Here is a 25,819-nt window from a genome sequence, read left to right as displayed (position 1 = left end):
CCCATCCTCTCAGGACTGCCGAGGAGCCGTTGTGCCCGACCACCCCCAGACCCCGGACGACCCCCGCGACCAGCACGGTGACGGGTCCGGCGACGAGCCCACCCCGTCCGGCCTGCCGCCCGAGCTCGAGCAGATGATCGCCAGGATCACCGGCGGTCAGATCGACCCCGACATGGCGCGCACGCTCAAGGACATGGGCATCGACAAGGTCGACCCGGCGATGCTTCAGATGATGATGGGACAGGTGCAGGCGATGTTCGCCAGCACCGACGAAGGCCCCTTCAACGTCGCGCTCGCCACGGACACGGCGCGCAAGACCGTCTCGGCCGCTGGTGACGCCACGGTGGGCGAGGCCACCGTCCGCCAGGTGGCCCAGGCCGCCCAGGTCGCAGAGCTGTGGCTGGACGAGGTGACGGCCTTCGAGGCGCCCGGCATCACCACGCACGCGTGGAGCCGCGCCGAGTGGGTCGAGGCGACGATGCCGACCTGGCGCACCCTGGTCGAGCCCGTGGCCGAAGGTGTCGGCCGCGCAGTCGGCGACGCCATGCGCGCGCAGCTCACCGAGCTCGGCGACGGGGCGGCGCTCCCCGAGGGCCTCCTGCCCGCCGGGATGGACCCGTCCGCGCTGATCGGCCAGATGGAGCCGATGATGGCGAAGATGAGCGGGTCGATGTTCGGCCTGCAGGTCGGCCAGGCGCTGGGGGCCCTGGCCACCGAGACCGTCAGCGGCACCGAGGTCGGCCTGCCCCTCGTCGCCGACCGCTCGGTCGTCCTGCTGCCGGCCAACGTCGAGGTGTTCGCCGAGGGCCTGGGGGTCGACCTCGACCAGGTGCGCCTCTACCTCGCCGTGCGCGAGGCCGCCCGCGTGCGCCTGTTCTCCGAGGTGCCGTGGATCGGGCCGCAGCTGCTGGCCGCGGTGCGCGACTACGCCCGCGACATCAGCATCGACACCGACCGCATCGAGTCGGCACTGACCTCCGTGGACACGAGCGACCCGACCGCGTTGCAGTCCGCCCTGCAGGACCAGCTCTTCCGCCCCGAACCGAGCGCCAGCCAGCGTGCCGCGCTGGGCCGGCTCGAGACCTACCTCGCCCTCGTCGAGGGCTGGGTCGACGTCGTGGCCGACCGGGCGACGCGCGACCACCTGCCGCAGGCGGCCGCCCTCGGCGAGGCAGTACGCCGCCGCCGCGCGATCGGTGGGCCCGCCGAGAAGGCGTTCTCCGGGCTCGTCGGCCTCGAGCTGCGACCGCGTCGCCTGCGCGACGCCGCGAACCTCTGGGCTGCGCTCGAGGACAAGCACGGCCAGCAGGGTCGCGACGACGCCTGGGGCCACCCCGACGTGGCGCCGACGGCCGCTGACCTCGACGACCCACTCGGCTACGTCGACCGGGTCGGCACCTCCAGCGACGCGGAGATGGACGCTGCCCTCGACGAGCTCCTCCGCGAGGGTGGTGCAGGCGAGGACGGTCGCGGCGACGAGGGCGGTCGGTGACCGCGCACCCGGCCGGCGCCGCCACCGAGGTGCCGGCCCCCTACCTCGCCCTGCGCGACGACGCCATCAGCCGTCTCGAGGCCTGGGCGTCCCCGGACCCCCAGCAGGAGCGGTGGCGCACCGAGCTCCTGGAGCACTGCCGAACCCACCCTGGCGCGCTGATGAAGCAGGGACCGCCGCAGCACCTCACCACGGGCGCCATCGTGCTCAGCCCGTCCCTCGACCAGGTGCTCCTCACGCTGCACGCCAAGGCGGGGATGTGGCTGCAGTTCGGTGGGCACTTCGAACCCGAGGACGACACCGTGCTGGCCGCCGCGACCCGCGAGGCCCGCGAGGAGAGCGGGATCGCGACCCTGCAGCTGGACCCCCGCATCGTGGAGCTGCACCGGCACGAGCTCCTCGCACCGGCGTTCGGCCGTTGCGCCGAGCACCTCGACATCCGGTTCGCCGGGGTGGTCCCTGACGGCGCGGTCCACGCCGTCAGCGACGAGTCCCTCGACGTCGCGTGGTGGCCGGCCGACGGCATGCCTCCTGAGACCGAGGCCGAGCTCGGGCCCCTCGTGCGAGCGGCCCAGCGGCTGCTCGGCTGAGCCGCCGGACGGCTCGGCTCAGTCCGAGGTCTCGATGTCGAGCGCGGCCTGCTCGGGGGCACCCTCGACGACCTCGTCGCCGTCCTCGCTCAGGTCGAGGCCGGCTGTCGCAGCGACCCCCTCGAGGTAGCCGCGAGCGCGCTCGGTGCTCTTGTAGGACGTGAGCAGGCGCCAGAAGTCAGGGCCGTGGCCGGGCGCGAGCAGGTGGGCCAGCTCGTGGAGGATGACGTAGTCGAGGACGTAGGGCGGCATCCCCTTGACCCGGGCCGAGATCCGGATCGTGCCGTCGGACGGGGTGCACGAGCCCCAACGCGAGTGCTGGTTGGTCACCCAGCGGATGCTCGACGGCTTGGCCAGCCCCCCCAGGTGCCGCTGTGACAGCTCGGCGGCGCGCTTGGAGAGCTGGCTGTCACTGGGTCGGCGGCGCTGGTCGCCCTTGTCGAGCTTGTCGACCATGGTGGCGACCCACTGCCGCTCCTCGGCGCGGGTGAACCGGGCAGGGATGAGCACGATGGTGCGCCCGTTCTCGCGGTACGCGCTCACGGTGCGACGCCGGCGCCGACTGCGCCTGACCTCGATGTCAGTGCTCCCCATGGTGCTCACGATAGGTGACGAATCTGACAACGCCGGTGATCTGCGTCGCGACACCCGTGCAGGTCAGCGACCCAGCGCCCCCGGGGCGGCCCTGAGCACGGGGGGACACGCCCCCTTCCGCGGTTTTGTGCTCAGCATGGTCTACGGTGGCCGAAGTCCGACGGCGCAGCGTGCGCCCAGATCGACAAGGAGACATGGCGATGGCTGAAGAGACCCAAGAGACCTACAAGGGCGAGTTCTACTGCGTGAAGTGCAAGGAGAAGCGCGAGGCCGAGGGCCGTGTCGTGGAGACGAACGGCCGCCGCATGGCCAAGGGCGTCTGCCCCGTCTGCGGGACCAACCTCAACCGCATTCTCGGCAAGGCCTGACCAAGGCCCACCCACCGCGAGGGGCGGCTCGACCACACGGTCGGGTCCGCCCCTCGCGATGTCTGCGGGAGCTTCGGTCCCCGGGCCCTGTGGATGACGAGCCGATCCCCCGGTTCGCTGTGCCAACCTGTCGCAGGTGACCCGCCGACCGCTCCTGCGCACCCTGTGGCCGGCATTGCGGCGCGGCCCCGGCCAGGTCCAGTTCGGCACCGCCGCGGAGCACGCGGTGGTCGTGGGCGGCCTGAGCGAGCGCGAGGTCGTTGCCCTGGAGGACCTCGACGGCACCCATGAGGTGCCCGAGGCGCTGGCGAGCGGCTCCGGTGCTGCCCTGCTCGAGGAGCTGGTGGCGTGCGGGCTGGTCGTCGAGGCCTCCCCCGCCTCCCCGGTGCCCCCGGTGGTGCGTGGGGTGCTCGCACCGGACGCGGACGCCCTGCTGCGCACGAGCTCCCCACCCCGGGCCGGGTATGGCGCCCTAGCGGCACGGCGCGACGCGCACGTCATCGTGGGCGGCCGCGGTGAGCTGCCGTCCGCGCTCACCACCGCGCTGCGACGCGCGGGCATCGGTCAGGTGTCGCACGGGCCGCGATCGGCCGATGACTGGGAGCACGTCGCGTCCCGCGAACGCCCCGCGACCCCCGCACCGGCCGTGGTCGTCCTTCCCGCCGCCGGAGCCCTGGACCCGGCGGCCGCGCACTCGTGGCGCCGCCGCGGCATACCCGTGCTGCCCGTGCTCATGCACGACGTCGAGGCGGTCGTCGGGCCGCTCGTGGTGGCGGGAGGCCCATGCCTGCGCTGCCTGGACCTGACCCGGGCCGACCTCGACCCCGCCTGGCCCGCCCTGCTCGGGCAGCTCGCCCGCCCCCACGTGGGTGCCGGGCACGACATCGGCGGCGAGACGACCCTCGTCGGGGTGGCTGCCGGGATGGCGGCCATGGTCGTGCTCGGAGTCGTCGACGGGCAGCCCCTGCCACCCGGTCGCTCGCTCGAGGTGGCGCTGCCGTGGCCCCGGGTGCGACAGCGCCACTGGGAGGTCCACCCCCGCTGTTCGTGCGCCGTACAGGTGACCTCGGCCCCACCCGCCGATGCGAAATGCCCGGGACAGGTGAGAATGGCGGGATGAACGAACTCCCTCGTCGTGCCGTCAGCCGCACGGCCCGCCTGGCCAGCCTGCCCCTGGGTTTCGCCGGCCGCACCGCAGTCGGGCTCGGCAAGCGCGTCGGGGGCAAGCCCGCGGAGATCGTCGCCGCCGAGCTGCAGGCCAGGACCGCCGAGCAGCTGTTCAAGGTACTCGGCGAGCTCAAGGGCGGGGCGATGAAGTTCGGCCAGGCCATGTCCGTCATGGAGGCTGCTCTGCCGGAGGAGATGGCCGCGCCCTACCGCGCCACCCTCACCAAGCTCCAGGAGGCGGCTCCCCCGCTCCCGGCCGCGACGGTGCACGCCGTCCTCGCCGAGGAGCTCGGCCCCCGCTGGCGGACGGCGAAGTTCGAGTCGTTCGACGACACGCCGGCAGCGGCGGCCTCGATCGGGCAGGTGCACCGGGCGGTGTGGCGCGATGGTCGTGAGGTCGCCGTCAAGATCCAGTACCCCGGCGCCGGCAAGGCCCTCCTGTCCGACCTCAACCAGCTCGCGCGGGTGGCCCGCCTGGCCGGCGGGTGGATCCCCGGCATGGACATCAAGCCGATCACCGACGAGCTGAAGTCGCGGATGTCCGAGGAGCTCGACTACAACCTCGAGGCCACCAGCCAGCGGCGCTTCGCCAAGGTGTTCCGCGACGACCCTCGGTTCGCGGTCCCCGACGTGCTGGTCAACAGCGAGCACGTCATCGTCTCCGAGTGGATGGACGGCATCCCGCTGTCCACCATCGTCGCCAAGGGCACACGGGCCCAGCGCGACGCTGCAGCCGCTCGATACATGGAGTTCCTGCTCGTCGGGCCCGCCCGTGCCGGGCTCCTGCACGCCGACCCCCACCCGGGCAACTTCCGCCTCCTCGAGGACGGCCGGCTCGGCGTCATCGACTACGGCGCGGTCAACCGGCTCCCGCAGGGACTGCCCCCGGCCATGGGTTCGCTGGCGGCGGCCGCGCTCAGCGGGGACGCCCACGCGCTCGAGGCGGGCCTGCGGTCCGAGGGCTTCATCAAGCCGACGATGTCATTGGACGCGCGGGCCCTGCTCGACTACCTCCAGCCGTTCATCGACCCGCTGCTGCACGAGGAGTTCACCTTCAGCCGCGAGTGGCTGCGTGGCGTGGCGGCCCACGTCAACGACGTGCGTCGGCCCGAGTTCCTCGTCGGCATGAAGCTCAACCTGCCGCCGTCCTACCTGCTCATCCACCGCGTGTGGCTCGGTGGGATCGGCGTGCTGTGCCAGCTGGGCGGCACCATCCCGGCCCGCGAGATCGTCATCGAACACATGCCCGGGCTGAAGCTGCACAAGCTGCCTCCCGCCGTGGGCTGAGGGCTGCCGGTCCAGCCGCGGCTCGTCGCCACCAACTGCGGGTCACCCCCAGTCGCGGCTCACCACCAGGCGCTGTCGAGCTTCGCCTCGATGCTGCGCAGGTGCTCGCGGCTGCAGCGCTCGCAGGTCCAGACCTCACGGCCGTTCTCGTCCCCCCGCGTCCAGGTGATCGAGGCCAGCGCCCGATCGGTGCTGACGACGCCGCAGGTCGCGCAGACGGGCATCTGGACCACTTCTCCTGACTGGGCCGGCTGGGTGAACGCTTTGTCTCCTAGCACATCACACCATCCGCGCGCGCTCGCGACGATCACCTCCGGTGGGTGATGGGGCCCCGGAGCCGGAGCGTTAGGACTGGAGTCTCGGTCCTCGCAGATCCTGCGCCGGAGCCGGCTCCCATGACGCCACGACGGAAGCGAGCAGGAAAAGTGAACGACTACCCACTGATTGCGGACCACGGCCTCATCGGCGACCTCCAGACCTCGGCGCTGGTCGCCACCGACGGATCCATCGACTGGTTCTGCGCCCCCCGCTTCGACTCGCCCAGCGTGTTCGCGGCACTCCTGGACCACGGCAGCGGAGGCAGGTTCCAGATACGGCCGACCATCGAGGTGTTCACCGGCAAGCAGCTCTACCTCCCCGACACCGCCGTTCTGATCACCAGGTTCATGACCGAGGCCGGCGTCGGTGAGGTGGTCGACTTCATGCCCGTCACCGGCACGGAGGTCACCGACCGGCACCGCATCGTGCGCATGCTGCGCTGTGTGCGCGGCGAGATGACGTTCGCGATCGACCTGGCGCCCCGGTTCGACTACGGGCGGGAGCCCCACGAGATCCAGCTGACCGACGACGGCGTCGTCTTCGCGGGCAAGACCACGTCCATGACCGTCCACCTCGTCCGCGAACCCGACGACGAGAGGCTGGGGCGCCCCGAGGTCACCGACAGCGGTGACCTCCATGCCGAGCTCACCCTCTCCGCCGGACAGGTGCGAGGGGTGATCGTGGAGAACGGCTTCGCCGGCCCCGCGCGGCTGTTCCGGGTCGCCGAGGTGGAGCAGCTGCTCCACGAGACCACCGCCTTCTGGGAGCAGTGGCTCGCGCAGTCGACCTACACCGGACGGTGGCGCGAGCAGCTGCGCCGCTCGGCGATCACGCTCAAGCTGATGACCTACGCCCCCACGGGGGGACTCGTGGCCGCCCCGACCGCGGCACTGCCCGAACAGGTTGGCGGGGAACGCAACTGGGACTACCGGTACACCTGGATCCGGGACGCCTCGTTCTCCGTGTACGCCCTGCTCGGCCTCGGCTTCACCGGGGAGGCCGAGGCCCTGATGCACTGGCTGCGCGACCGGCTTGGCGGGCAGACGGACGGCCAGGCGCAGGACGCGCCAATGAAGATCATGTACCGGGTGGACGGCTCCAGCGACCTCGGCGAGGTGGAGCTCACCCACTGGGAGGGGTACCGGAAGTCGGCGCCCGTCCGCATCGGGAACGGCGCATCGGACCAGCTGCAGCTCGACATCTACGGCGAGGCCATGGACAGCATCTTCTTCGCCGACCAGCACGGCCTCCACGTCGGCCACGACGGCTGGCAGGCCATCGTCACCCTGCTCGACTGGCTCTGCGACAACTGGGACCGGCGGGACGAGGGCATCTGGGAGACCCGCGGGGGCCAGCAGAACTTCACCTACGGCCGGCTGATGAGCTGGGTCGCCTTCGACCGCGGCATCCGTCTCGCGACGACCCACGGGCGACCTGCACCGCTGGACCGGTGGCGCCAGGAGCGCGACGCCATCTACACCCAGGTCATGGACAAGGGCTGGAGCACCCGACGGCAGGCATTCGTCCAGCACTACGAGACCGAGGTCCTGGACTCGGCCCTGCTCCGGATGTCGACCGTCGGCTTCGTCACCCCGACCGACCCACGGTGGCACTCGACGCTGGCGGCGATGGAGGAGGAGCTCGTGACCGACAGCCTGATGTACCGATACGACCCGGCCGCGTCACCGGACGGTCTGCGCGGCTCGGAGGGCACGTTCTCCCTGTGCACCTTCGCGTACGTCGAGTCGCTCGCCCGGGCCGGACAGCTCGGCAAGGCACGCGTCGTCTTCGAGAAGATGCTGACCTACGCCAACCACCTGGGCCTGTACTCCGAGGAGATCGCGCTCACCGGTGAGCAGATCGGCAACTTCCCGCAGGCGTTCACCCACCTCTCACTGATCGACGCGGCCATCACGCTCGACCGCGAGCTCGACGCCCGGTCGGGGGCGGGCTCAGCCGACTGAGCACCTCAGGTCGGGTCCGAGCCAGGTCATCCGTGCCCCACCCGGGCGCGGGGATGGTCGTCCCGGTCGCCCACGAGGGGAGCCACATGGAAGCCTTCGACCCGCACGCCGGGTTGGCTCGGGCCATGGCGGCCCACCGGCCGGGGTCCCACGTGCCGCACACGGTGGTCGTCCTCCCGTCGTACAGCATGAGCACGTCGCTGGTGGCGCACTACGGACCACGGATCCCTGCCCTCGAGCACCGTCAGCTGCTGGCACTGCTGAGGCTTCCGCAGGTGCCGGGATCGGAGATGGTCTTCGTCGTCAGCACACGACCCTCCGAGCGCGTCCTCGAGTACTACCTGGCCTTCCTGCCACCCGAGCACCGACGCGACACACGACGACGGATCCGGTTCGTCGAGGTCCCTGACCGGACCCACCGGTCGATCACCGCGAAGCTCCTGGACCGACCGGACCTGGTGGCGGTGATCGGGGCGATGACGCGCGGCAGGTTGGCGTACATCGAGCCGTGGAACGTCACGCTCCTGGAGATGGAACTGGCCGACCGGCTCGGGCTGCCGCTCAACGGGACGCCCCCGAGCCTGTGGTCGCTCGGCTTCAAGAGCAACGGGCGCAAGCTGATGCGCGGAGCCGGTGTGCCCCTCCCCCTCGGACGAGAAGACGTACGGAGCGTGGGCGACGTCCTCGCGGCGGTCTCGGAAGTCCGGCAAGAGCACCCCCGCACCACGGGGGTGGTCATCAAGCTGGACAACAGCGGGGCGGGCCACGGCAACCGCACGATCCGGTTCGCCTCCTGCGCCACCGCCGCCGAGCTGCGGGCCGCGGTCGAGGCCCTGGACCCGAGGTTCCTGGCCGAGCTGGCAGGCGGAGCCGTCGTGGAGGAGCTCATCACGGGGCGGCAGCGCGCCAGTCCGAGCGTGCAGGTCGACATCGCGCCCCCGCACCGGGTCGAGGTCATCGCCACCCACGAGCAGCTCCTCGGCGGTCCCAGCGGGCAGGTCTACCTGGGGTGCCGGTTCCCGGCGGAGCCCGGCTACCGCCACCAGCTCACCGTCCACGGTGAGGCGATGGGCGAGGCGTTGGCAGAGCACGGTGCCATGGGCCGGTTCTCGGTCGACTTCGTGGCATCCCGGTCGTCGTCCTCACGCTGGGACGTCCACGGCCTGGAGATCAACCTGCGCAAGGGCGGGACCTCGCACCCCCTCTCCCTGCTGCACAGCCTGGTGCCAGGACGCTACGACGCCGCAGCGGGCATCTGGTCGGTCGGCCACGGGGCCCAACGCTGCTACTTCGCGACGGACAACCTGGCCGCACCCACCTGGAGCGGACGTCCCGCGGATGACCTCATCGGTGCTGTGCGAACGGCCGGGCTCGAGTTCGATCCGGGTTCCGGCACGGGCACGGTCCTGCACATGTTGGTGGGACTCGACATCGACGGGGTCATCGGGCTCACGGCGATCGGCCGGTCCGCCGACCACGCCGAAGAGCTCCACCGGGCAGCGGTGGCGGTCATCGGCGTGCCGGGAGAAACCGCGCAGGGCCTCACCCCAGCGTGAGCTCGGCGTCCACCGGTCTCACCCATCGGGGGTGAGGCCTGGCATGCGTCCGCGATCCACACTCGTGCTGCGGCCAGGGTGCCTGGCACGCCTGGGGATCGATGCCCGGCGGCGACGTGGTGGCCCGGCCGGGGGCCCGGCGGTAGGGGGAGGTCTGCATGCTTCGACGTGCCCTCTGCGCGGTCCTCTGCGTCTTCGCGCTGTGGCCCCTGGCGGCCTGCAAGGGTGGGCAGGGGGCCGCGAACCTCCCGTCGGCGACCACGTCGCCCTCCCCCACGCGTACGCTGCCCAGCTCCTCCCGCACCTCTGGCGCGCCGGAGCAGACGGCTTCCGGACCTGGCCCGTCGCAGCCAACGTCCGCCTCTCGCCCACCCCGGTCGACATCGCCACAGACCACGGCGCAGTCCACGACGCAGGCCACGACCGTCCCGAAGGAGACGCAGCCGTCTGCGTCGCCCTTGTCGTCGCCGTCCTCGGTCGCCTCGGCTGGGCAACCCGCTCAGGCGCAGGACAACGGGGCAACGACGACGTGGCTCCTCGTCGGGCTCCTGGTGGTGGCTGCCGCGGTCGCCACCTGGCTCGTGGTGAGGGCGCGCAGGCGGCGGCAGTGGCTCACCCGTCTGGCGGCCGCAGAGGCAGAGGTGGCGTGGTTCGCCCGCGAGCTCGTCCCGCAGCTGCGCACCTCGCGGACGGTGGGCGAGGTGGTCGGCGGATGGCACATCTCGGCGCCGCGAGCAGCCTCTGCGGAAGACCAGCTGACCGTGCTCTCGTCGTCGGCGGCCAACCAGGAGGACGCTGCGCGGGCGCAGCAGCTGCGCGATGCGACCCGCGCGGCCAGCCATCGACTGGAGGCGCTGGCCGGTCCGGGAAGCCACGACCAGTGGGCGCTGGACCTCGATGGTGTCGAGGCCATCCTCGTGGCCGCGCTGGGGCCCTCGACTCCCGACCACACCGACTCGGCGCCCCCACCGTGACACCTCGTCCCGACCGGGTCCCCGGCGCGCCGTCGCCGGACGACGAGAACCGCGACGGCCACCCGCACGCCGAGACGGCGCAGCAGCCATCGCGCGGTGAGCGGTCGGTCTGGGATCGGCTCGGTCTGCTCAGCGGCAGCGAGGGCGTGTTCACGGGGACCGTCGTCTGTGCGGCCGTGATCGCCTACGGCGCCGGGCACCTGCACTCGACCGGCGCGTTGTGCACCGCGATCTTCGGCACCGTGCTCGTCTACTGGCTGGCGCACCTGCACGCCCGCACGCTCAGCGCCTCCATCACACTCGGTCACCACCCGCTCATCGCGCTGCGCCTCGCCCTCGCGGAGACCTGGCCGATCGCCGGCGCCTCCGTCCTGCCCATCGTCATCCTGCTGCTCGCCGAGCTCGGGGGTGCGCGGCTGAGGACCGCGGCGTGGGTTGCGCTGGTTGCCACCATCGTCCTGCTGACCGGCTACAGCTACCTCGCCGGGGTACGGAGCGGGCTGAGCACCTGGGGCAGGGTGGCGAGCGCCGCCGTCGGTGCAGGCATCGGACTCCTGGTGGCCCTGTTGAAGGTGGCCCTTCACTGAGGAGGCTGCCGGACCCGTCACGGCGACCGTGGGGCCACCGGCCCGCCTGCCCTCAGAGGAGGTAGACGAAGCCGGGTCCCTCGTCGCGGTAGGGGATGCCGAGGGACTCCAGGGCCGGTGTCCACGACCCGGTGACGCTCGGGTCGGTGCCCTCGAAACCGTGGTCGGCGGTGAGGAGGAACGTCACCTCGTGGAGCACCCCGAGGCGGTCGAGGTGGTCGAGGAACGCCACCAGCCGGGCGTCGCTCTGGCGCAGCGAGTCCCGGGCCATCTGCGAGCCCGGTCCGCCACCGTGGTGCCCCGCATCCGTGACGACGTTGGCCCACCAGGTCAGGGTCGGCGCCGTCGCCGGGTCCTCCCACAGCTGCAGCACCTGCTGCAGACCCATGTCGTCGACCTGCACCCCCAGTGGAAGTAGCTGTCCCCGAGGTGCTGGGGGTTGGTCAGGAACGGCGAGGCCGCCGCATCCGGCAGCACGCCACCCTGCCCCGTGGCCGCATCGAACCCGCCCACCTGCCGCAGCAACGCCATCGTGCCGTAGTCGGCGCCGCGGTCGATCGCCTCGTCGACACTTGCCGTCCGCGCTGAGCTTCGTTCCCCCGCATGGTCGTTCACCATCTCGAAGACGGTGCGTACCGAGGGCCTGAGCCACTCGGCGCTGCGGTGCCAGGTCGCGGCGTCGTTGGGCACGACCCGCTCCCCCGTTGAACGGTCGTAGAAGACGTTGCCCAGCACCCCGTGCCGTCCCGGTCCCACGCCGGTGAGGATCGAGGTGTGGTTGGTCAGCGTGACGCTAGGGAACTCCGCGACCGCGCCACCGGTCAGGGCGAGCCCGTGCTCGATGAGCCGCGCGACGCCGGGGAGCTCACCGGCCTCGGCCATCGCGAGCAGCTCTCCGCAGGGGGCGCCATCCCAGAGGATGCCCACGACCCGACGGGGGTGGACAGGGGCGGCCGGGCCGACCGTTCCGTCGGCCGGGTGGTCCGCCAGGTATGCCGCCAGCACCACTCCGTCGAGCGACGCACCCTCGGCGTCGACCAGGTCCTCCTCGGGCACGCCGGCCAGGACCGCCAGGGTCGGTCCCACGTCGACGAGCCGGCCGTGGGCCTCGACGAGGCCGAGCCGCTGGACCCCCGGACCCGACAGCACGAGGGGCGCTCGGGACTGGATCACGTCGAGCGACCCGTGCTCGCCGGTGTGTCCGCCCTCGTCGGGGAAGTAGTGGCGCGGCGTGTGCACCACGGCCAGGTCCGGGCTCCGGTCGGCATCGGCGAACAACGAGAGGATCCGCTGCGCGGCATACGGGTAGGCGTTGTCGGTGGACACCAGTGGACCGCGAGCGGCGAGCTCACCCGCGTGGGGCAGGAAGGCCATCGGGCTGGTGTCGGGGACGGGGTCCTCGCCGGCGACCACCTCGCGGCGCCCGTCGGCGTGCAGGCGCACGCACCCGAGGTGGTTGGCCGCCATCGCTGCGCCATCCTCCACCCACACCACGAGGTCGACGACGGCCGCGAGGTCCGGGCCGGTGAGAGCTTGCACGACCCGCTGGAGGGAGGTGGCGGGCGCCGGGGAGTGGGACATGGCGCGAGCCTAGGCGCGACCCGGAGCCGGACAGGTCTGAAGACAAGGAAGAACCCGCCGGGACCTCCCCAGAGCGGGGGTCCCGGCGGGTTCGCGGGCCGGGGTCACCGGGCCAGCATGCGAGGCATGGCGAGCAGCATGTCGTGCTGCGCCTTCGCCTCGAGCCGGCGCTGGTAGTCCTGCTGGCGACGCTGTCGATGAGCGCGCGCCAGGTCGGCGTACAAGGCCTGGAACATGGTCAAGCTCCTGGTTCGTGGGTGGTGGACGATGGGTGTGGTCATGCGGCGACCGGGTTCTTGCGCGGACGGCCACGGGGGCGCTTGCGGGCGACGACGACTCCCTGCACCAGGAGCTCACCGCCCCAGACGCCCCATGGCTCGGCACGGTCGATGGCCCCTGCGAGACAGGCCAACCGGGCCGGGCACGTGTGGCACAGCGACTTCGCGAACTCGACGTCGGCCGGGCTCTCCGCGAACCACATCTCGGCGTCGTTCTCTCGACACGGGATGCCGGCGCCTGCGGTCGCGGCCTGCTCGAACAGGTCGTGGACTGCGCTCAACTGCATCGGGTGTCACCTCCCTCTCGTCGTCCCGCCACGGTGGTGGCGAGGGTTTTCGTTGCGTTCTGGCCGACGGGTCCCCGGTCGGGGGCCGGCCTGTTCTCTTCGGTGCTGTCGAGCTGATTCATGCGGTGCTGCTTCTTCCTGCCGGGTGTTGACCGAACGTGGAGCGGAAGAAATCCGTGGGGACAAACAAAAAGGCCGCGGATCCCGGATGTCGGGTTCCGCGGCCTTGGAGGGGCCTGCTGGCTGGTGGCCTAGACAGGTGGCTCTCCGAAGGGACGGAACGCGAGATCCTTGGTGCTGGGGGTGGCGTCGAAACCGCCGGTGTAGCCCACCGGGGCCTGGACATCGGAGCCGGCGCCGAAGGCGACGGACGTGGGCACAGCGATCCCCTTGAGCTGGGAAACCCGTCCACGGGTGCTGACGAGGAGCTGACGGCCGGCCTCGGGGCACACGGAACGGACGCGGAACATGTGCGTCGCGTCGATCGTCATCGTGATGTTCTCCATGGGGCCAACCCTCCTTCGTGGTGTCGTGGGTCCGGGTCGAGGTACCGCCCGGGCGTGCTCGTCAAGGGTAGGGCAGCGCTTGTCATGACAGCAACGGATTTAACGAGAAAAGCTCGAACAGATTGGCGAGCGACTGGCTATTCGCCGGAATCCGTTGCAGCAGAACGTTTTTCGATGACATCGTCAGCAGTCGCCCCGCCGAGGACGGCGAGCACCTGCTCGCCGTAGAGCCCCAGCTTGCGCGCCCCGACCCCCGAGATCTGGGCGAGCTGCCCCTCCGAGGTGGGTTCACGTTCCGCGATCGCGGTGAGCGTGGCGTCGGTGAAGACCACGTATGCGGGCACGCTGCTCGCCCGCGAGACGGCCAGTCGCCACTCGCGCAACCGCTCGAAGGTCGCCTCGTCGTAGGTCGGCGGGCAGTCCTCGCAGCGCCCGGTCTTGCGCTGGGCGGCGGTGGTCAGCTCGGTGCCGCACGAGCGGCAGTGCGCAGGCAGCGCCGGCTTGCCCGCCTTGCCCCCGGAGCGGCGACCGCCCGAGGAGCTCTTCGGCTGCGACCGGGCACCCTCGCCGAGGATGCTGGCCGCACCGTCGAGGAAGCGGGAGGGTCGACGGCTCGCGCGGGCACCCGGGGTGCGGGCACCGGACCACGAGAGGCGCAGCTCCTGGCGAGCCCGCGTGACGCCGACGTAGGCGAGCCGACGCTCCTCCTCGATGCCCTCCGGGGTGTCGGCCATGGCGATCGGCAGGTAGCCGTCGGAGACGCCCGCGAGGAACACGACATCCCACTCCAACCCCTTGGCGGCGTGCAACGACGCCAGGGTGACGCCCTGCACGGCGGGCGCGTGCTGCGCGGCGGCCCGCTCGTCGAGCTCACGGATGAAGTCGGGCAGCCGCGCCTCCGGGCCAGCAGCCACGAGGTCGTCGGAGAGGGCGGCCAGGGCAGCCAGGCTCTCCCAGCGCTCCCGGGCAGCGCCCCCGGCGCCCGGGGCCTCCCGGGTCCAGCCGGCGCCGAGCAGGACGTCACGGACGAGCTCCGGAAGGGCGATGGACCCGTCGTCGGAGCGAGCGGCACCGCGCAGCAGCAGGATCGCGTCGCGCACCTCCTTGCGGGCGAAGAACCGCTCGCCGCCCCGCACGAGGTAGGGGATGTCGCGCTCGGAGAGGGCCGACTCGAAGGCCTCGGACTGGCCGTTGGTGCGGAACAGGATCGCCATCTGACCGGGCGAGACGCCCTTGGCCACCCGCTCGGCGATCTCCGAGGCGATGGCGGCAGCCTCGGCGGGGTCGTCGGGGTGCGCGGTCAGCGACGGGGTGGGGCCGTCTGCGGCCTGGGCCTGCAGCTGCACGGCGTTGCTGCGCATGGCCCCGGACGGCCCCCTCACGAGGAGGTTGGCGAGCCCGACGATCTGGGGTGTCGAGCGGTAGTTGCGGACCAGGCGGACCACCGTGGCCTTGGGCCGGGACGTGGGGAACTCCAGGAGGTGGCGAGGGCTGGCGCCGGTGAACGAGTAGATCGTCTGGGCCGGGTCGCCGACGACGCACAGGTCCTCGCGCTCGCCCACCCAGAGCTCGAGCAGGCGCTGCTGGAGCGCGTTGACGTCCTGGTACTCGTCGACGACGAAGTGGCGGTACTGCGAGCGCACCGCCCTGGCGATGTCCTCGCGCTCGGCCAGGATCCCGACCGTGAGCAGCAGCACGTCCTCGAAGTCGATGACCCCACGCTGGGTCTTGACCTGCTCGTAGGCCTCGAGGACCCGCGCCATCGCCGTGGCGTCGAGGCCCGGTGGCTCGCGACGGGCGGCGCGGGCTGCGGCGGCATACGTCTCCGGGGTGAGCATCGAGACCTTGGCCCACTCGATCTCCGCCGCGAGGTCACGGATCGCCGTGCGGTCACGGGCCAGGTCGAGTCGCAACGAGGCAGCGGCCTGGGCCACGGCCGCGGCCTTCTGGGCCATCACCTCGGGCGCGGCACCACCGATGGCCTGCGGCCAGAAGTAGTGCAGCTGGCGCAGGGCGGCCGCGTGGAAGGTGCGGGCCTGGACGCCGACGGCGCCGAGGTCGCGCAGGCGGGTGCGCATCTCGCCGGCAGCCCTGGCGGTGAAGGTCACCGCCAGCACGCGCTGGGGCTGGTACGCACCGGAGTGCACGCCGTACGCGATGCGGTGGGTGATGGCCCGGGTCTTGCCCGTCCCGGCTCCGGCCAGCACGCACATGGGGCCGAGCGGGTGCGCTGCCACCTCGCGCTGCTCGGGGTCGAGCGCGGCGAGCACGTCGTCCGGTGAGGGGGCGAGGGCACCGAACGGCGACAGGGGCGAGGGCTGGTGGGGCATCGTCCGCGATCCTGTCAGACGCCGGTGACACCGCAGTCGCGAGGTGAGGGTCGGGGACGAGCCGTACCGCTCACTGCACCAGGCCGTAGACCCGCCCCACCCGGATCCGCAGGATCAGTCGCCCATCGCCCACCATGGCCGCCCGGTACTCGTCCCAGTCCGGGTGGTCCTCACCACGGATGGTGCGGAACAGCTCCACCAGCTCCTCCACGGTGTCGTCGTCCTCGCGACGCGCCACCGGCGACAGCTCCGCGTCGCCCTCGAGGACGGCATACGACCAGCCGTCGCCCGAGGTGACCAGCAGGGAGGCTCGCGGGTCGCGGCGGAGGTTCGCGACCTTCGCCCGGCCGTCGACGACAGAGACCCTGACGGTGGGGCCTCCGTCGGCCGCCGGGTCGAACGCGTAGTTGACCATCGACAGCTGCGGGCGGCCGTCGCGCTTGAGTGCGGCGAGCCCACCGAGGTGGTGCCGGGCTGCGAGGTCCAGCAGGGACGGGTCGAGCGCTGTGGGGGCCATGAGCCATCATGGACACAGACGACCGGTCGTGCAGCGGAAGATTGCAGGACCCGTCGTCGTTGGACCGTTCGACCATCCCCCATCCAGAGAGCGAGCGCCTCCGTATGTCGTCCCTCAAGGCTCCGGCCCCCGGTTCCGTGACCATGTTCACCACGTCCTGGTGCGGCTACTGCAACCGCCTCAAGGCGCAGATGGGGCGCGAGAACATCGCGTTCACCGAGGTGAACATCGAAGAGGTGCCCGAGGCCGTGAAGTTCGTCATGGACGTCAACGACGGCAACCAGACCGTCCCGACGCTGCTCTTCCCGGACGGCACCGCCGCCACGAACCCCTCGATCAACGAGGTCAAGAAGCGCCTCGCCTCCTGACCCCTCCGGCGCCGGCCCGGCGCCCAGCAGTCGTCCTCGCCGGCGTGCCCATCAGGGCACGTCGGCGATCTCGTGCCCGAGCCAGTGCTCCACGATGCGGCGGGCGATCGAGAGCCGGGACGACACCGCGAGCGAGCCGTCGGCGACCGCGGCCAGCAGCTCCACCCTGGTGTACCAGCGCGCCTCGGCGATCTCGGACGCCTGCAGGGTCAGCTCGGCGCCGGTGGAGCGCGCGGTGAACCCCACCATCAACGAGGTCGGGAACGGCCACGCCTGGTCGCCGAGGTACTCGATCCCGTGGACCTCGAGCCCGACCTCCTCACGGACCTCCCGTGCCACCGCCCCCGCCAGACTCTCCCCCGGCTCGAGGAAGCCGGCGAGCACCGAGAACCGGCCCTCGCCCCAGCCCGCACCCCGGGCCATCAGCAGGCGGTCGTCCGGGTCGACGACCGACATGATCACCGCGACGTCCGTGCGCGGGTAGTGCTCGCTGCCCTCGACGGTGCACCGGCGCAGCCATCCCGCCGCGACAGCCTCCGTCGGCGCGCCGCACCTCGGGCAGAACGGGTGCACCCGGTGCCAGTTGGCCAGTGCCAGCGCCGTGGTGAACAGCGCTGCGTCCCGGTCGCCGAGCAGCGCCCCCACCTGCCGCAGGGTCCGGCCGTCGTCCTCGTGGTCCGTCGCCGCCGCAGGGGGCTCGGTGACGACCGCGACGTATGCGGTGCCGTCACCGTCCGCGCCGAGGAACAGCCCCAGTCGTCGTCGGTCCTGGGACTCCGGGGCGCGCAGCGCCAGTCGCACGTCATGACCGTCCTCGACCACGTCGGCGCGGTCACCACGCAGCTCGAGCACCCGGGTCGAGGGGTCGGACAGGAGGCCAGGGAGCAGGTCGTCGTCGGTGCGGCGGTCCGCCATCCGGTCCAGACCGGGCCTGGCGAGAGAGAGATTCGGGAGAGTTTTGGCGAAGGAGCCCACGCCTCCACCCTAGGCGCGCCCGATCGGCATACGGTGGGCGCGTGGACCGCAGCCCCCTCTTCCTTGCCGCACTGGCCAGTGCGGCCGTACCGGGACTCGACCCTGCCAGTGTCGAAGCCCTGCCCGGCACCTCAGACCACCAGTACGACGTCGCGTTCGTCCAGGACACCCAGCACCGCCGCTGGGTGATCCGGGTGCCCCGGACCCAGGCTGCTGCGGCGCAGATGGAGGCGACCTTCGGCCTCCTGGCGCTGCTCGCCCGCCGGTTGCCGTTCAGCGTGCCGACCCCCAAGGGTTTCGCGGCGCTCAAGGGTGGTGGCCGGGCAGCGATCTACCCCTACCTGCCGGGGCAGAACCTCGACTTCGCAGCCCTGCCCGCCGGGCCCGGGCTCGCGGCCGAGCTCGGCCGCTCGATCGCCGCCCTGCACAACACCGACCACGGGCTCTTCGACGAAGCCGGTCTCCCCGCCTACGACGCCGACACCTACCGCACCCGGCGGCTCACCGAGCTCGACCGTGCGGCTGCCACCGGTCACGTGCCGACCGGTCTGCTCACCCGGTGGGAGAAGCAGCTCGAGGACGTCGTGCTGTGGCGGTTCGCGCCCACCCCGACCCACGGCGACCTCACCGGCGACCAGGTCCTCGTGGTGTTCGACGACGACCAGGACGCGTCCACCGGTCGGGTCAGGGCCTTCACCGGCTGGGAGGACGCCAAGGTCGCCGACCCCGCCGACGACTTCTCCGCACTGGTGACCCAGGCCTCGGAGGGCGCGCTCGAGACGCTCATGGAGGCCTACGCCCACGCCCGTTCCGAGCGGCCCGACCCGCACCTCGTGACGCGAGCCAGGCTCGTGGCGCAGATGCGGGCGCTCGGCGAGCTCATGGCCGCCGTCAGCGGGGGCGACCGCCTCCTCGTCGAACGGCACGCCGCCACCCTGCGTCGCCTCGACGAGCAGCTGCACGCCCAGGACGAGGCGAACAACGACTACCGGCGCGAGGCGCTCAGCGCGGCACGTCCGATTTCGCGCGTGGTCGTCCCGCCGGTCGTCGACGAGGGCGACGACGAGGACGAGGACGTCGCCGTCATGTTCGCGCGCACCGCCGACGAGGACATCGAGGTGGCCGAGGCCGACGCCGGGCACCGGGTCTCCGAGGACGTCTCCGACGCCGAGGTGGAGGACGCCGAAGACGAAGACGAAGACGGTGCCGAGGACGCGGGCACCGACGCCGACGCTGTCGCCGTCGAGGCGGCCGCGGACGACAGCGAGCCCACGGACGTGGCCCCGACCGACGAGGACGCCGAGGCCACTGGCACCACCGATCCCGACGACACCACCGAACCCGACGACGCAGCGGTGGGGCAACGCGGTGACGTCACCACCGAGATCCCGGTCCGGACCGGCGCACCGGCGCAGCCCGACCTGCTCGAGTTCGACGAGGACGAGCCTGGTCCCGAGCACGAGCCCGGCTACAGCAGCCGCTGACATCCTGCCCGCCGAGGCCCTGAGCACCGCCGGGCACCGCTGAGGCCCCTACTCAGGCACGCCTGCCAGCAGCGCCGCGAGGTCCTGGTCGTCGGGCAGCTCGGGCCAGACCGTCTCACCGGTGCCGGCGTAGTAGAACGCCGCATCGACGTCGTCGAGCGCCAACCCGCGCAGACGGGCGAAGGCGACGCGGTAGGCCGCGAGCTGCAGCGACCGGATCCGCGCCGCCTCGGCGGTCGGCTTGGCCCCGGTCTTCCAGTCCACGACCGTGAAGCCACCGCCGGGCCGCGGGAAGACCGCGTCGATGCGTCCACGGACGGCGATCCCGTCGATGACCGTCTCCACCGCGATCTCGATCTCGCTGGGCACCCGCCCGGCCCACTCGCTGGCCAGGAAGTGCTCCTTCATCGTGGGGAGCTCGGCATCGTCACCGGGGTCGTCGTCCGCGCTGCCCGGCAGGTCGAGGATGTCGACGAACGCCGCCCGGGCGTAGTGCTGCTCGACCCAGGCATGGAACGCGGTCCCGCGTCGGGCGGCCAGCGCCGGGGGCTCGGGCATCGGTCGACGCAACGACGAGGCGAACCGGTCGGGGTCCTGGGCCAGGGCCACGACCGCCGAGGCGGACAGATGCCGCGGCAGGAGCACGGTGACGTCGCTGCGGGTGGAGTGCCGGCGACGTTCCTCGAGCAGGAGGTCGAGCTCCTCCAGCACGCTGAGCTCCGCCCCCGGTATGGGCAGCAGACCCTGCTCGGACACGTCGTCCACGGGCGACCCGGCGGCATACTCCTCGATCGCGGCTTCCACGGCCCGGGCCCCGTCGGCGAGCGCCTCGCGGCGCGCCGCGAGCGGGTCTGCCGGCCACTGGACGGACACGACCTCTGCGGTCGCGGGGTTCTGCGTCGCCTCCGCATCGAGCGGGTCGGGGAGGTCGGCCCACTCGAGGCGACGGATCGGCAGCGTGGTGTCGTCGACGACCTCGGTGAGGAAGCGGGAGGTGACCTTGGGCGTCTTGCCGTCGGTCCACACCGGCGCCGTGAGGAGCATGTGGGTCTTGGCCCGGGTGAAGGCGACGTAGGCCAGCCGGCGCTCCTCGGCGACCCCGTGCTCACCACTGGTGAGCAGGAAGTCCTCCACCCGGGACTCGATGTCCTTCCAGTCCTGCGCGCCGCGCCAGTCGAGGTGGGGCAGGCCGGAGACGTCGCCGCGCAGGGCGTAGGGGATCCCGCCGTCCTGCAGGCCGGCGATCCAGCCACGCCCCTTGGGGGTGGACAGCGTCCAGGTGCCGTCCCCGCCGACGCGGCTGGCCGCGGACGCCAATGCCGGGAACGATCCCTCGACCAGCCCGGGAACGGCCACCGCCTCCCACTCCAGACCCTTGGCGGCGTGGACCGTGAGGACCTGCACGGCGTCGGTGGACGACTCGATGTAGCCCTTGTCGAGCCCCCGCTCCTCCTTGAGGGCGGCGGTGAGCCAGGCGAGGAAGCCGCCGAGGTTGGGGCGGTCGGCACTGGTGGTGAACGTCGCTGCGACGTCGGCGAAGGCGTCGAGGTGGGCCCGGGCAGCGGCCGGCGTGTAGCCCTCGCGGGCCAGTACCTCGATGTCGAGACCGAGGGCGCGTTCGGCCTCCCCCACGAGGTCGGCCAGCGGGAGGCTGCTCAGCGACCGCAGCCGCCGGATGGCATGCTGCAGCCCGGCCAGTCGGTGCAGGGCCACGTCGCTGACGCCCTGGTCGTCACGGCTGCGCCACCCGAGCGGCGGCAGGTCGTCGACCGCCTCGACGAGGCTCACGGTGTCAGCACTGTCGGGCGACTGGTCGTGGACCGGGACGGCTTCCCCACCGGCCTCGCGCCGGCGGAGGTCATGCTGCTGGCGGACGTCCTGCTGGTGCCGCGCCCAGGCCATCAGCCCGTCGAGGTCGGCGGCACCGAGGCGGCACAGCGGACCGGTCAGCAGGCGCATCAGCTGGTCGCCCCGCGTCGGGTCGTGCACCACGTGCAGCAGCGAGGTGATGTCCTCCACCTCGGGAGTCAGCAGCAGACCTCCGAGGCCGACCACCTCGTAGGGGACGTTGCGCGTCTCCAGGGCGTCGATGATCGCCGCGAACTGGGATCGCTTGCGGCACAGCACTGCTGCCGACTTCGCCCCCGCGGCTCGGCGGTCCGTGAGCCACTGGGCGACGAGGGCGGCCTCGGCCGCAGCGGTGAGGACGCGCGCGACGTCGACCGCCCCGCTCCCGGCCCCGGGTCGCGCACCGAGCTCCTCGACCGGCACCGCGGATCGCGCGCGCAGCGGTGCCGCGACGGCGTTGGCGACGTCGAGGATCGCCTCGTCGTTGCGCCAGCTCGTGGCGAGGGGGCTCACCGGTGCGGGGTCCGGGCCGTCGCGGAACTGCTGGCGGAAGGCGCTGAGCGTCGTCGCGCTCGCGCCGCGCCAGCCGTAGATGGACTGGTGCGGGTCACCGACGGCGGTCACCGGCACCGGCTCCCCCGGGGCGACGAACAGGGCGCGGAGCAGGTCGAGCTGGGCTGCGGACGTGTCCTGGAACTCGTCGAGGAGCACCGCCCCGAACCGGTGGCGCTCGATCGAGCCGATGTCGGGGAAGGTCAGGGCCAGCTGGGCGGCCAGGGCCATCTGGTCGGCGAAGTCCATCGCGTCCCGCTGGCGCTTGAGGGCGAGGTACCGCTCGACCATCGGGAGCACCCCGGCTCGAGCCTTGAGCGCCTCGCGCATCTTCTTGGTCTCGGTCGGGAGGTCCTTGCCCCTGCTCGATCCCGGTGGCAGGGCGGCGAGCGAGGCCAGGACGGTCTGGATGTGCTCGCGCACCTGCGCAGGGGTCACCAGGTGCTCGGCCATCTCCCCCGCCAGGTCGACCACCGCGGCGGTCACGGTCGACTCGGCATTGGGGACGTCGTCCATGGGGCCGTCGTAGGCGGCGACGACCTCGGAGGCATACTGCCAGGCGGCAGCCTCCGACAGCAGCCGTGACTCCGACTCGAACCCCAGCCGCAGCGCGTGCTCGCGCACCAGGCGCCCGGCGTAGGAGTGGTAGGTCGAGACGGTCGGGGTGCCGCCGAGCACCTCGGCATCGGTCTCACCGTCATCGGGCCGGGGTGTCCAGACCTCACGCTGCTGCAGCAGCCGCAGCCGGGCGCCGATCCGCTCGGACAGCTCGGTGGCAGCCTTGCGCGTGAAGGTCAGGCCGAGGACCTGGTCGGGCTCGACGAACCCGTTGGCCACGAGCCACACGACGCGCCCGGTCATCGTCTCGGTCTTTCCCGAACCCGCTCCGGCCACGACCAGCAGCGGGGACATCGGAGCCTCGATGACGGCAACCTGCTGCGGCGTCGGCTCGGGCTGGTCCAGCGCCTTGGCGACCTCGAGCGCGGACAGCCGTGCCGTCACAGGACCCTCCCCTCAGGCTGGGCCGGACAGGACGACCTGACCTGGCACTGCTTGCACCACTCCCCGACGGTGGCCGAGAAGGTCGCCCCGGACATGCCGTCGGCCGTCTGGGCCACCAGCTCGGCCGCCCACCGCGGGTCGTCGTCCTCGGCGAGCGGCTGCTGCTTCTGCAGGGTGGTCTTGACCAGCGCGGCCTTTCCCACCTGCAGGAGGGCCGCGCCGACGGAGGTCGAGCCGTGCTCGGGGAACGCGCCCTGCTCGACGCCGAGCTGGTAGGCCCCGAGCTGGGGATGGCGGTCGAGCTCCTCGGCCTTGGGCTTGCTGCTCCCGGTCTTGTAGTCGACGACGCGCAGACCCGTCACCCCGCGCTCGCGGTCGGTGACCTCCTCCAGCCGGTCGACCTTGCCGGTGAGGACCGCGCGCCCGAGGGTCACCCTCATGTCGAGCTCGGCGCCCAGACGGGTCCAGCCATGCGACCTCGCCTCGTCGAAGTAGCGCGCCAGCCGGCGCACCATCTCGTGCGCCTCGAGCCGCTTGCGGTCCGAGACCCAGCCGGACGGCATACCGAGCCGGGCCCAGCGGGCGTCGACCTCGGCGACCATCTCCTCGGCGGTGACGTCGCCGAGCTCGGCGGCGATGTCGTGGACCAGCGTCCCGATGTCGGCGGCTCCGACGGACGGACCGTCACCGCCCACCGAGCCGAGCAGCCAGCGCAGCCCGCACCTGCCGAAGGCCTCCACCTTGCTCGGCGACACCCGGACGAGCTGGTCGGCGGTGCGCAGCGGGCGCTCGTCGGACACCGAACGCATCACCCACCACTGGCCGGGGTCGGCGCCGGGCACCCGCTCGTGGGTCAGCCTGGCCAGCGCTGCGACCGCCGTCCGCCGGGTCCTGTCGTCCTGGGACAGCAGCTGGCGTCGCAGCTCGCCGACGAGGGTGGGCAGCGTCATCGTGCGTGCCACGTCGGCGAACGGCCGGTCACCGCGTTCGGTGATCGTGTCGGGGTCGACGACGTCGAGGTAGACCGACGGCTGCTCGTCGTCGCTGCGGACGGCGGTCATGACGACGCGCTCCGTCGCGCGGGTGAGGGCGACCAGCAGCAGCCGGGTCTCGTCGTAACGGACCGCTGCCTGGGCCGCCCGGAAGCTGGAGGTCCTCCCCGCGACGACGTCGACGAGCCGCTCGGACCCCAGCAGCGACCCCCGCAGCCGGAGGTCGGGCCAGACCCCCTCCTGCACCCCGGTCACGAAGACGAGGGCCCACTCGCGCCCGGCAGCAGCCTGCGGGGTGGTGATGGTGACGGCCTCGCCGACGGGTGAGCGTGCCACGAGCGTGTCGCCCGGGATGTCCTGGCTGCCGATGTGGGCGAGGAAGGCTTCCGGCCCCGCCTGCGGCAGCCGGTCGGTGAACTTCGCCGCCGCGTCGAACAACCCCACCACGGCATCCAGGTCCCGGTCGGCGCGGGCCGCCGCCGGGCCACCGGACAGGGCTGCCGCCTGCCACTCGGGAGCCAGCCCCGTGGCCGACCACATCTCCCACAGCAGCGACTCCGCGCTGACACCAGGCTCCCACCGCCACGTGCCGCCCTCGGACCGGCCACGCGCGGCCTTGACCCCGGCGGCGATCGTGCGGGCCACGCGGCGGGCGGGTGCGCCCTCGGGGCCCAGCTCGACGAGCGAACCGGGCACGGTGAGCGCCTCGGCGAGCAGCTCGTCGCTGGTGCGGCTCCCACCGGCGGCAAGCTCCACCCGGCGCAGCGCACGACGCAGCCGCCGCAGGCCCACCGCGTCGGCGCCACCGATCGGGGACAGCAGGGCGTCGACCGCGACCTGTGGCGCGATCGCGGGCTGGGCCACCCGATCGGCGTCGACCCGGGCCATGCCGAGGACCACCTCGAGCAGGGTGAGGAGGGGACGCACCGCCACCTCGTCGCGTACCGGCAGGTCGGTGGCGCTCCCGGCCACCGGCACGCCGGCCGACATGAGGACCCGCCGCAACGTCGAGGTGCGGCCCTGGCCGCGGACGACCACCGCCATCTGGGACCACGGCAGCCCGTGCCGCAGGTGGGCCTCCCTCAGCTCGGCGGCCACGAAGCTCGCCTCCTGGCTCACCGCACGCAGGAGGCGGACGTCGACCTGCCCTCCAGCCCGGGCCGGGGTGGAAGCCCGCTGGCTCCCGCCACCGAGCGCACCGATCTTGGGGGCGACCCGGGCGGCCGCCGCGTGGACCACGTCCGGGAGGCGGTGGGCGGTGGGGAGCACCAGCGTGGAGCCCGCACCGAGCGCGGTCCAGCCGTCGGCGAGGTAGCGCGGGTCGGCGCCGCGGAAGGTCTGCACGGCGCTGTCGGGGTCGCCGAGCAGGACCACGTCTATGCCGGGAGCGACCACCGTGCGCAGCAGCCGGGTGGCGGCCGAGGTGAGCTCCTGCGCGTCGTCGACCACGACCAGGCGCAGCCCGTGCCGCAGCCGTTCGAGCGCGTCAGGGTCCTCGACGAGCAGGTCGGCGGCTGCACCGAGGATCCACGCCGGGTCGTAGGCGCCCGGCGCCGAGAACGCCGTCACCCGGTCGTACTCCTCGAGCACCTCTGCGGCAGCGCCCCACTCGGGCCGGTCGTGCTCGACGCCGAGCCGAGCCAGGTCGTCGGGCTCGAGGCCGAGCTCGACGGCACGCATGAGCAGGTCGCGCAGCTCGGCGCGGAACCCGCGCGTGGTCAGGGCGGCGTGCAGGGTCTTCGGCCAGGAGGGTGCCGGGGTCGCGCCCGCCACCAGTCCGAGGTCCTCGTCCGCGTGCCCGGCCAGGAGGTCACGGAGGATGACGTCCTGCTCCGGACCGCTGAGCAGGCGCGGGGCCGGGTCACCGCGCAGGGCAGCGGCCTGGCGCAGGATCCCGAACCCGAAGGCCTGGTGGGTGCGCGCGAGCGGCTCGGTGGAGGTGCGGCCCAGCCGTGCGGTGACGCGCTCGCGCAGGCTGCCGGCACCGATGCGTGAGGACGTGAGGACGAGGCACTGGTCCGGGGTCGCCTCCCCTGCCTCGACGCGGGCCACCACGGCCTCGATCGCCGTCGTGGTCTTGCCGGTGCCCGGACCCCCGAGCACGCGCAGCACTCCACCCCGGTGGGCGACCGCCTGCCGCTGGACCTCGTCCAGCGCGGGCGCGTCGACGACCGGGCTCGGAGCGCGGCGGAGCATCAGCAC

The 25,819-nt window shown here is 72.6% G+C and carries 23 protein-coding genes; 11 read left to right on the top strand and 12 right to left on the bottom strand.

What is annotated here, in order from left to right:
* Nucleotides 1-31: 31 nt before the first annotated feature.
* Entirely contained in the window at nt 32-1,492 is a 1,461-nt protein-coding gene (locus ABEG17_RS12860) for a zinc-dependent metalloprotease (protein ID WP_406829880.1), read from the top strand.
* On the top strand, nt 1,489-2,082 hold the full coding sequence (locus tag ABEG17_RS12855; protein ID WP_406829879.1) for an NUDIX hydrolase: 594 nt from the start codon (nt 1,489-1,491) through the stop codon (nt 2,080-2,082). The genes ABEG17_RS12860 and ABEG17_RS12855 overlap by 4 nt, the downstream gene beginning before the upstream one ends.
* A gap of 18 nt (nt 2,083-2,100) precedes the next feature.
* Here ABEG17_RS12855 and ABEG17_RS12850 read toward each other — a convergent pair whose 3' ends face one another.
* Complete coding sequence (locus ABEG17_RS12850; RefSeq protein WP_406829878.1) at nt 2,101-2,676, bottom strand: M48 family metallopeptidase; 576 nt, start codon at nt 2,674-2,676, stop codon at nt 2,101-2,103.
* A gap of 200 nt (nt 2,677-2,876) precedes the next feature.
* Between ABEG17_RS12850 and ABEG17_RS12845 the strand changes: the two genes are divergently transcribed.
* The 3 genes from ABEG17_RS12845 to ABEG17_RS12835 all read left to right on the top strand — a co-directional run bounded on the left by ABEG17_RS12845 (nt 2,877) and on the right by ABEG17_RS12835 (nt 5,498).
* A complete protein-coding gene (locus ABEG17_RS12845; protein ID WP_164488415.1) occupies nt 2,877-3,044 on the top strand; it encodes a DUF5679 domain-containing protein in 168 nt (55 codons plus the stop codon).
* A gap of 136 nt (nt 3,045-3,180) precedes the next feature.
* Nucleotides 3,181-4,164, top strand: a complete 984-nt coding sequence (locus ABEG17_RS12840; RefSeq protein ID WP_406829877.1) for a hypothetical protein — start codon at nt 3,181-3,183, stop codon at nt 4,162-4,164.
* Complete coding sequence (locus ABEG17_RS12835; protein WP_406829876.1) at nt 4,161-5,498, top strand: ABC1 kinase family protein; 1,338 nt, start codon at nt 4,161-4,163, stop codon at nt 5,496-5,498. Before ABEG17_RS12840 ends, ABEG17_RS12835 begins: the two co-directional genes overlap by 4 nt.
* 59 nt (nt 5,499-5,557) lie before the next feature.
* On the opposite strand, the gene ABEG17_RS12830 is transcribed toward ABEG17_RS12835, so the two are convergent.
* Nucleotides 5,558-5,809 carry a hypothetical protein gene (locus tag ABEG17_RS12830; protein ID WP_406829875.1) on the bottom strand — a complete coding sequence of 84 codons (252 nt, stop codon included), beginning with the start codon at nt 5,807-5,809 and terminating at the stop codon, nt 5,558-5,560.
* 114 nt (nt 5,810-5,923) lie between these two features.
* On the opposite strand from ABEG17_RS12830, the gene ABEG17_RS12825 reads away from it, so the two are divergent.
* The 4 genes from ABEG17_RS12825 to ABEG17_RS12810 all read left to right on the top strand — a co-directional run bounded on the left by ABEG17_RS12825 (nt 5,924) and on the right by ABEG17_RS12810 (nt 10,897).
* The gene (locus tag ABEG17_RS12825) at nt 5,924-7,780 is read left to right on the top strand and encodes a glycoside hydrolase family 15 protein (RefSeq protein ID WP_406829874.1); all 1,857 of its coding nucleotides are present in this window, start codon (nt 5,924-5,926) and stop codon (nt 7,778-7,780) included.
* 32 nt (nt 7,781-7,812) lie between these two features.
* A complete protein-coding gene (locus ABEG17_RS12820; RefSeq protein ID WP_406829873.1) occupies nt 7,813-9,336 on the top strand; it encodes a peptide ligase PGM1-related protein in 1,524 nt (507 codons plus the stop codon).
* A gap of 158 nt (nt 9,337-9,494) precedes the next feature.
* Complete coding sequence (locus ABEG17_RS12815) at nt 9,495-10,310, top strand: hypothetical protein (RefSeq protein WP_406829872.1); 816 nt, start codon at nt 9,495-9,497, stop codon at nt 10,308-10,310.
* Nucleotides 10,307-10,897: a hypothetical protein gene (locus ABEG17_RS12810; protein WP_406829871.1), complete on the top strand. Its 591-nt coding sequence runs from the start codon at nt 10,307-10,309 to the stop codon at nt 10,895-10,897. Before ABEG17_RS12815 ends, ABEG17_RS12810 begins: the two co-directional genes overlap by 4 nt.
* A gap of 52 nt (nt 10,898-10,949) precedes the next feature.
* On the opposite strand, the gene ABEG17_RS12805 is transcribed toward ABEG17_RS12810, so the two are convergent.
* From ABEG17_RS12805 to ABEG17_RS12775, 7 genes are all read right to left on the bottom strand, one after another.
* Nucleotides 10,950-11,285 (bottom strand): alkaline phosphatase family protein, encoded by a 336-nt coding sequence (locus ABEG17_RS12805; protein WP_406829870.1) that lies wholly within the window; start codon nt 11,283-11,285, stop codon nt 10,950-10,952.
* Nucleotides 11,228-12,478 carry an alkaline phosphatase family protein gene (locus ABEG17_RS12800; protein WP_406829869.1) on the bottom strand — a complete coding sequence of 417 codons (1,251 nt, stop codon included), beginning with the start codon at nt 12,476-12,478 and terminating at the stop codon, nt 11,228-11,230. Before ABEG17_RS12800 ends, ABEG17_RS12805 begins: the two co-directional genes overlap by 58 nt.
* A 104-nt stretch (nt 12,479-12,582) precedes the next feature.
* Nucleotides 12,583-12,759, bottom strand: a complete 177-nt coding sequence (locus ABEG17_RS12795; protein WP_406829868.1) for a hypothetical protein — start codon at nt 12,757-12,759, stop codon at nt 12,583-12,585.
* A complete protein-coding gene (locus ABEG17_RS12790) occupies nt 12,756-13,043 on the bottom strand; it encodes a WhiB family transcriptional regulator (protein ID WP_406829867.1) in 288 nt (95 codons plus the stop codon). The genes ABEG17_RS12795 and ABEG17_RS12790 overlap by 4 nt, the downstream gene beginning before the upstream one ends.
* A 251-nt stretch (nt 13,044-13,294) precedes the next feature.
* On the bottom strand, nt 13,295-13,549 hold the full coding sequence (locus ABEG17_RS12785; protein WP_406829866.1) for a hypothetical protein: 255 nt from the start codon (nt 13,547-13,549) through the stop codon (nt 13,295-13,297).
* A 137-nt stretch (nt 13,550-13,686) separates the two neighbouring features.
* Nucleotides 13,687-15,879, bottom strand: a complete 2,193-nt coding sequence (locus ABEG17_RS12780) for an ATP-dependent DNA helicase UvrD2 (protein ID WP_406829865.1) — start codon at nt 15,877-15,879, stop codon at nt 13,687-13,689.
* Nucleotides 15,880-15,949: 70 nt separating this feature from the next.
* Nucleotides 15,950-16,396 (bottom strand): PPOX class F420-dependent oxidoreductase, encoded by a 447-nt coding sequence (locus ABEG17_RS12775; RefSeq protein WP_406829864.1) that lies wholly within the window; start codon nt 16,394-16,396, stop codon nt 15,950-15,952.
* Nucleotides 16,397-16,500: 104 nt separating this feature from the next.
* Here ABEG17_RS12775 and ABEG17_RS12770 point away from each other — a divergent pair, with 104 nt between their 5' ends.
* On the top strand, nt 16,501-16,764 hold the full coding sequence (locus tag ABEG17_RS12770; RefSeq protein ID WP_406829863.1) for a glutaredoxin domain-containing protein: 264 nt from the start codon (nt 16,501-16,503) through the stop codon (nt 16,762-16,764).
* 51 nt (nt 16,765-16,815) lie between these two features.
* Here ABEG17_RS12770 and nudC read toward each other — a convergent pair whose 3' ends face one another.
* Complete coding sequence (gene nudC / locus ABEG17_RS12765; protein ID WP_406829862.1) at nt 16,816-17,679, bottom strand: NAD(+) diphosphatase; 864 nt, start codon at nt 17,677-17,679, stop codon at nt 16,816-16,818.
* Between the two features lie 101 nt (nt 17,680-17,780).
* Here nudC and ABEG17_RS12760 point away from each other — a divergent pair, with 101 nt between their 5' ends.
* Nucleotides 17,781-19,223 (top strand): phosphotransferase, encoded by a 1,443-nt coding sequence (locus ABEG17_RS12760; RefSeq protein WP_406829861.1) that lies wholly within the window; start codon nt 17,781-17,783, stop codon nt 19,221-19,223.
* 48 nt (nt 19,224-19,271) lie between these two features.
* Here ABEG17_RS12760 and ABEG17_RS12755 read toward each other — a convergent pair whose 3' ends face one another.
* Both ABEG17_RS12755 and ABEG17_RS12750 read right to left on the bottom strand, forming a co-directional pair.
* A complete protein-coding gene (locus ABEG17_RS12755) occupies nt 19,272-22,625 on the bottom strand; it encodes an ATP-dependent helicase (RefSeq protein WP_406829860.1) in 3,354 nt (1,117 codons plus the stop codon).
* Nucleotides 22,622-25,813 carry an ATP-dependent helicase gene (locus ABEG17_RS12750; protein ID WP_406833194.1) on the bottom strand — a complete coding sequence of 1,064 codons (3,192 nt, stop codon included), beginning with the start codon at nt 25,811-25,813 and terminating at the stop codon, nt 22,622-22,624. The genes ABEG17_RS12755 and ABEG17_RS12750 overlap by 4 nt, the downstream gene beginning before the upstream one ends.
* Nucleotides 25,814-25,819: the final 6 nt, after the last annotated feature.

Origin of the sequence: Pedococcus sp. KACC 23699, assembly GCF_045348425.1 — a bacterium.
In the GTDB taxonomy this organism is placed as follows: Bacteria; Actinomycetota; Actinomycetes; order Actinomycetales; family Dermatophilaceae; genus Pedococcus.
This window is presented reverse-complemented; position numbering and strand designations above follow the sequence as displayed.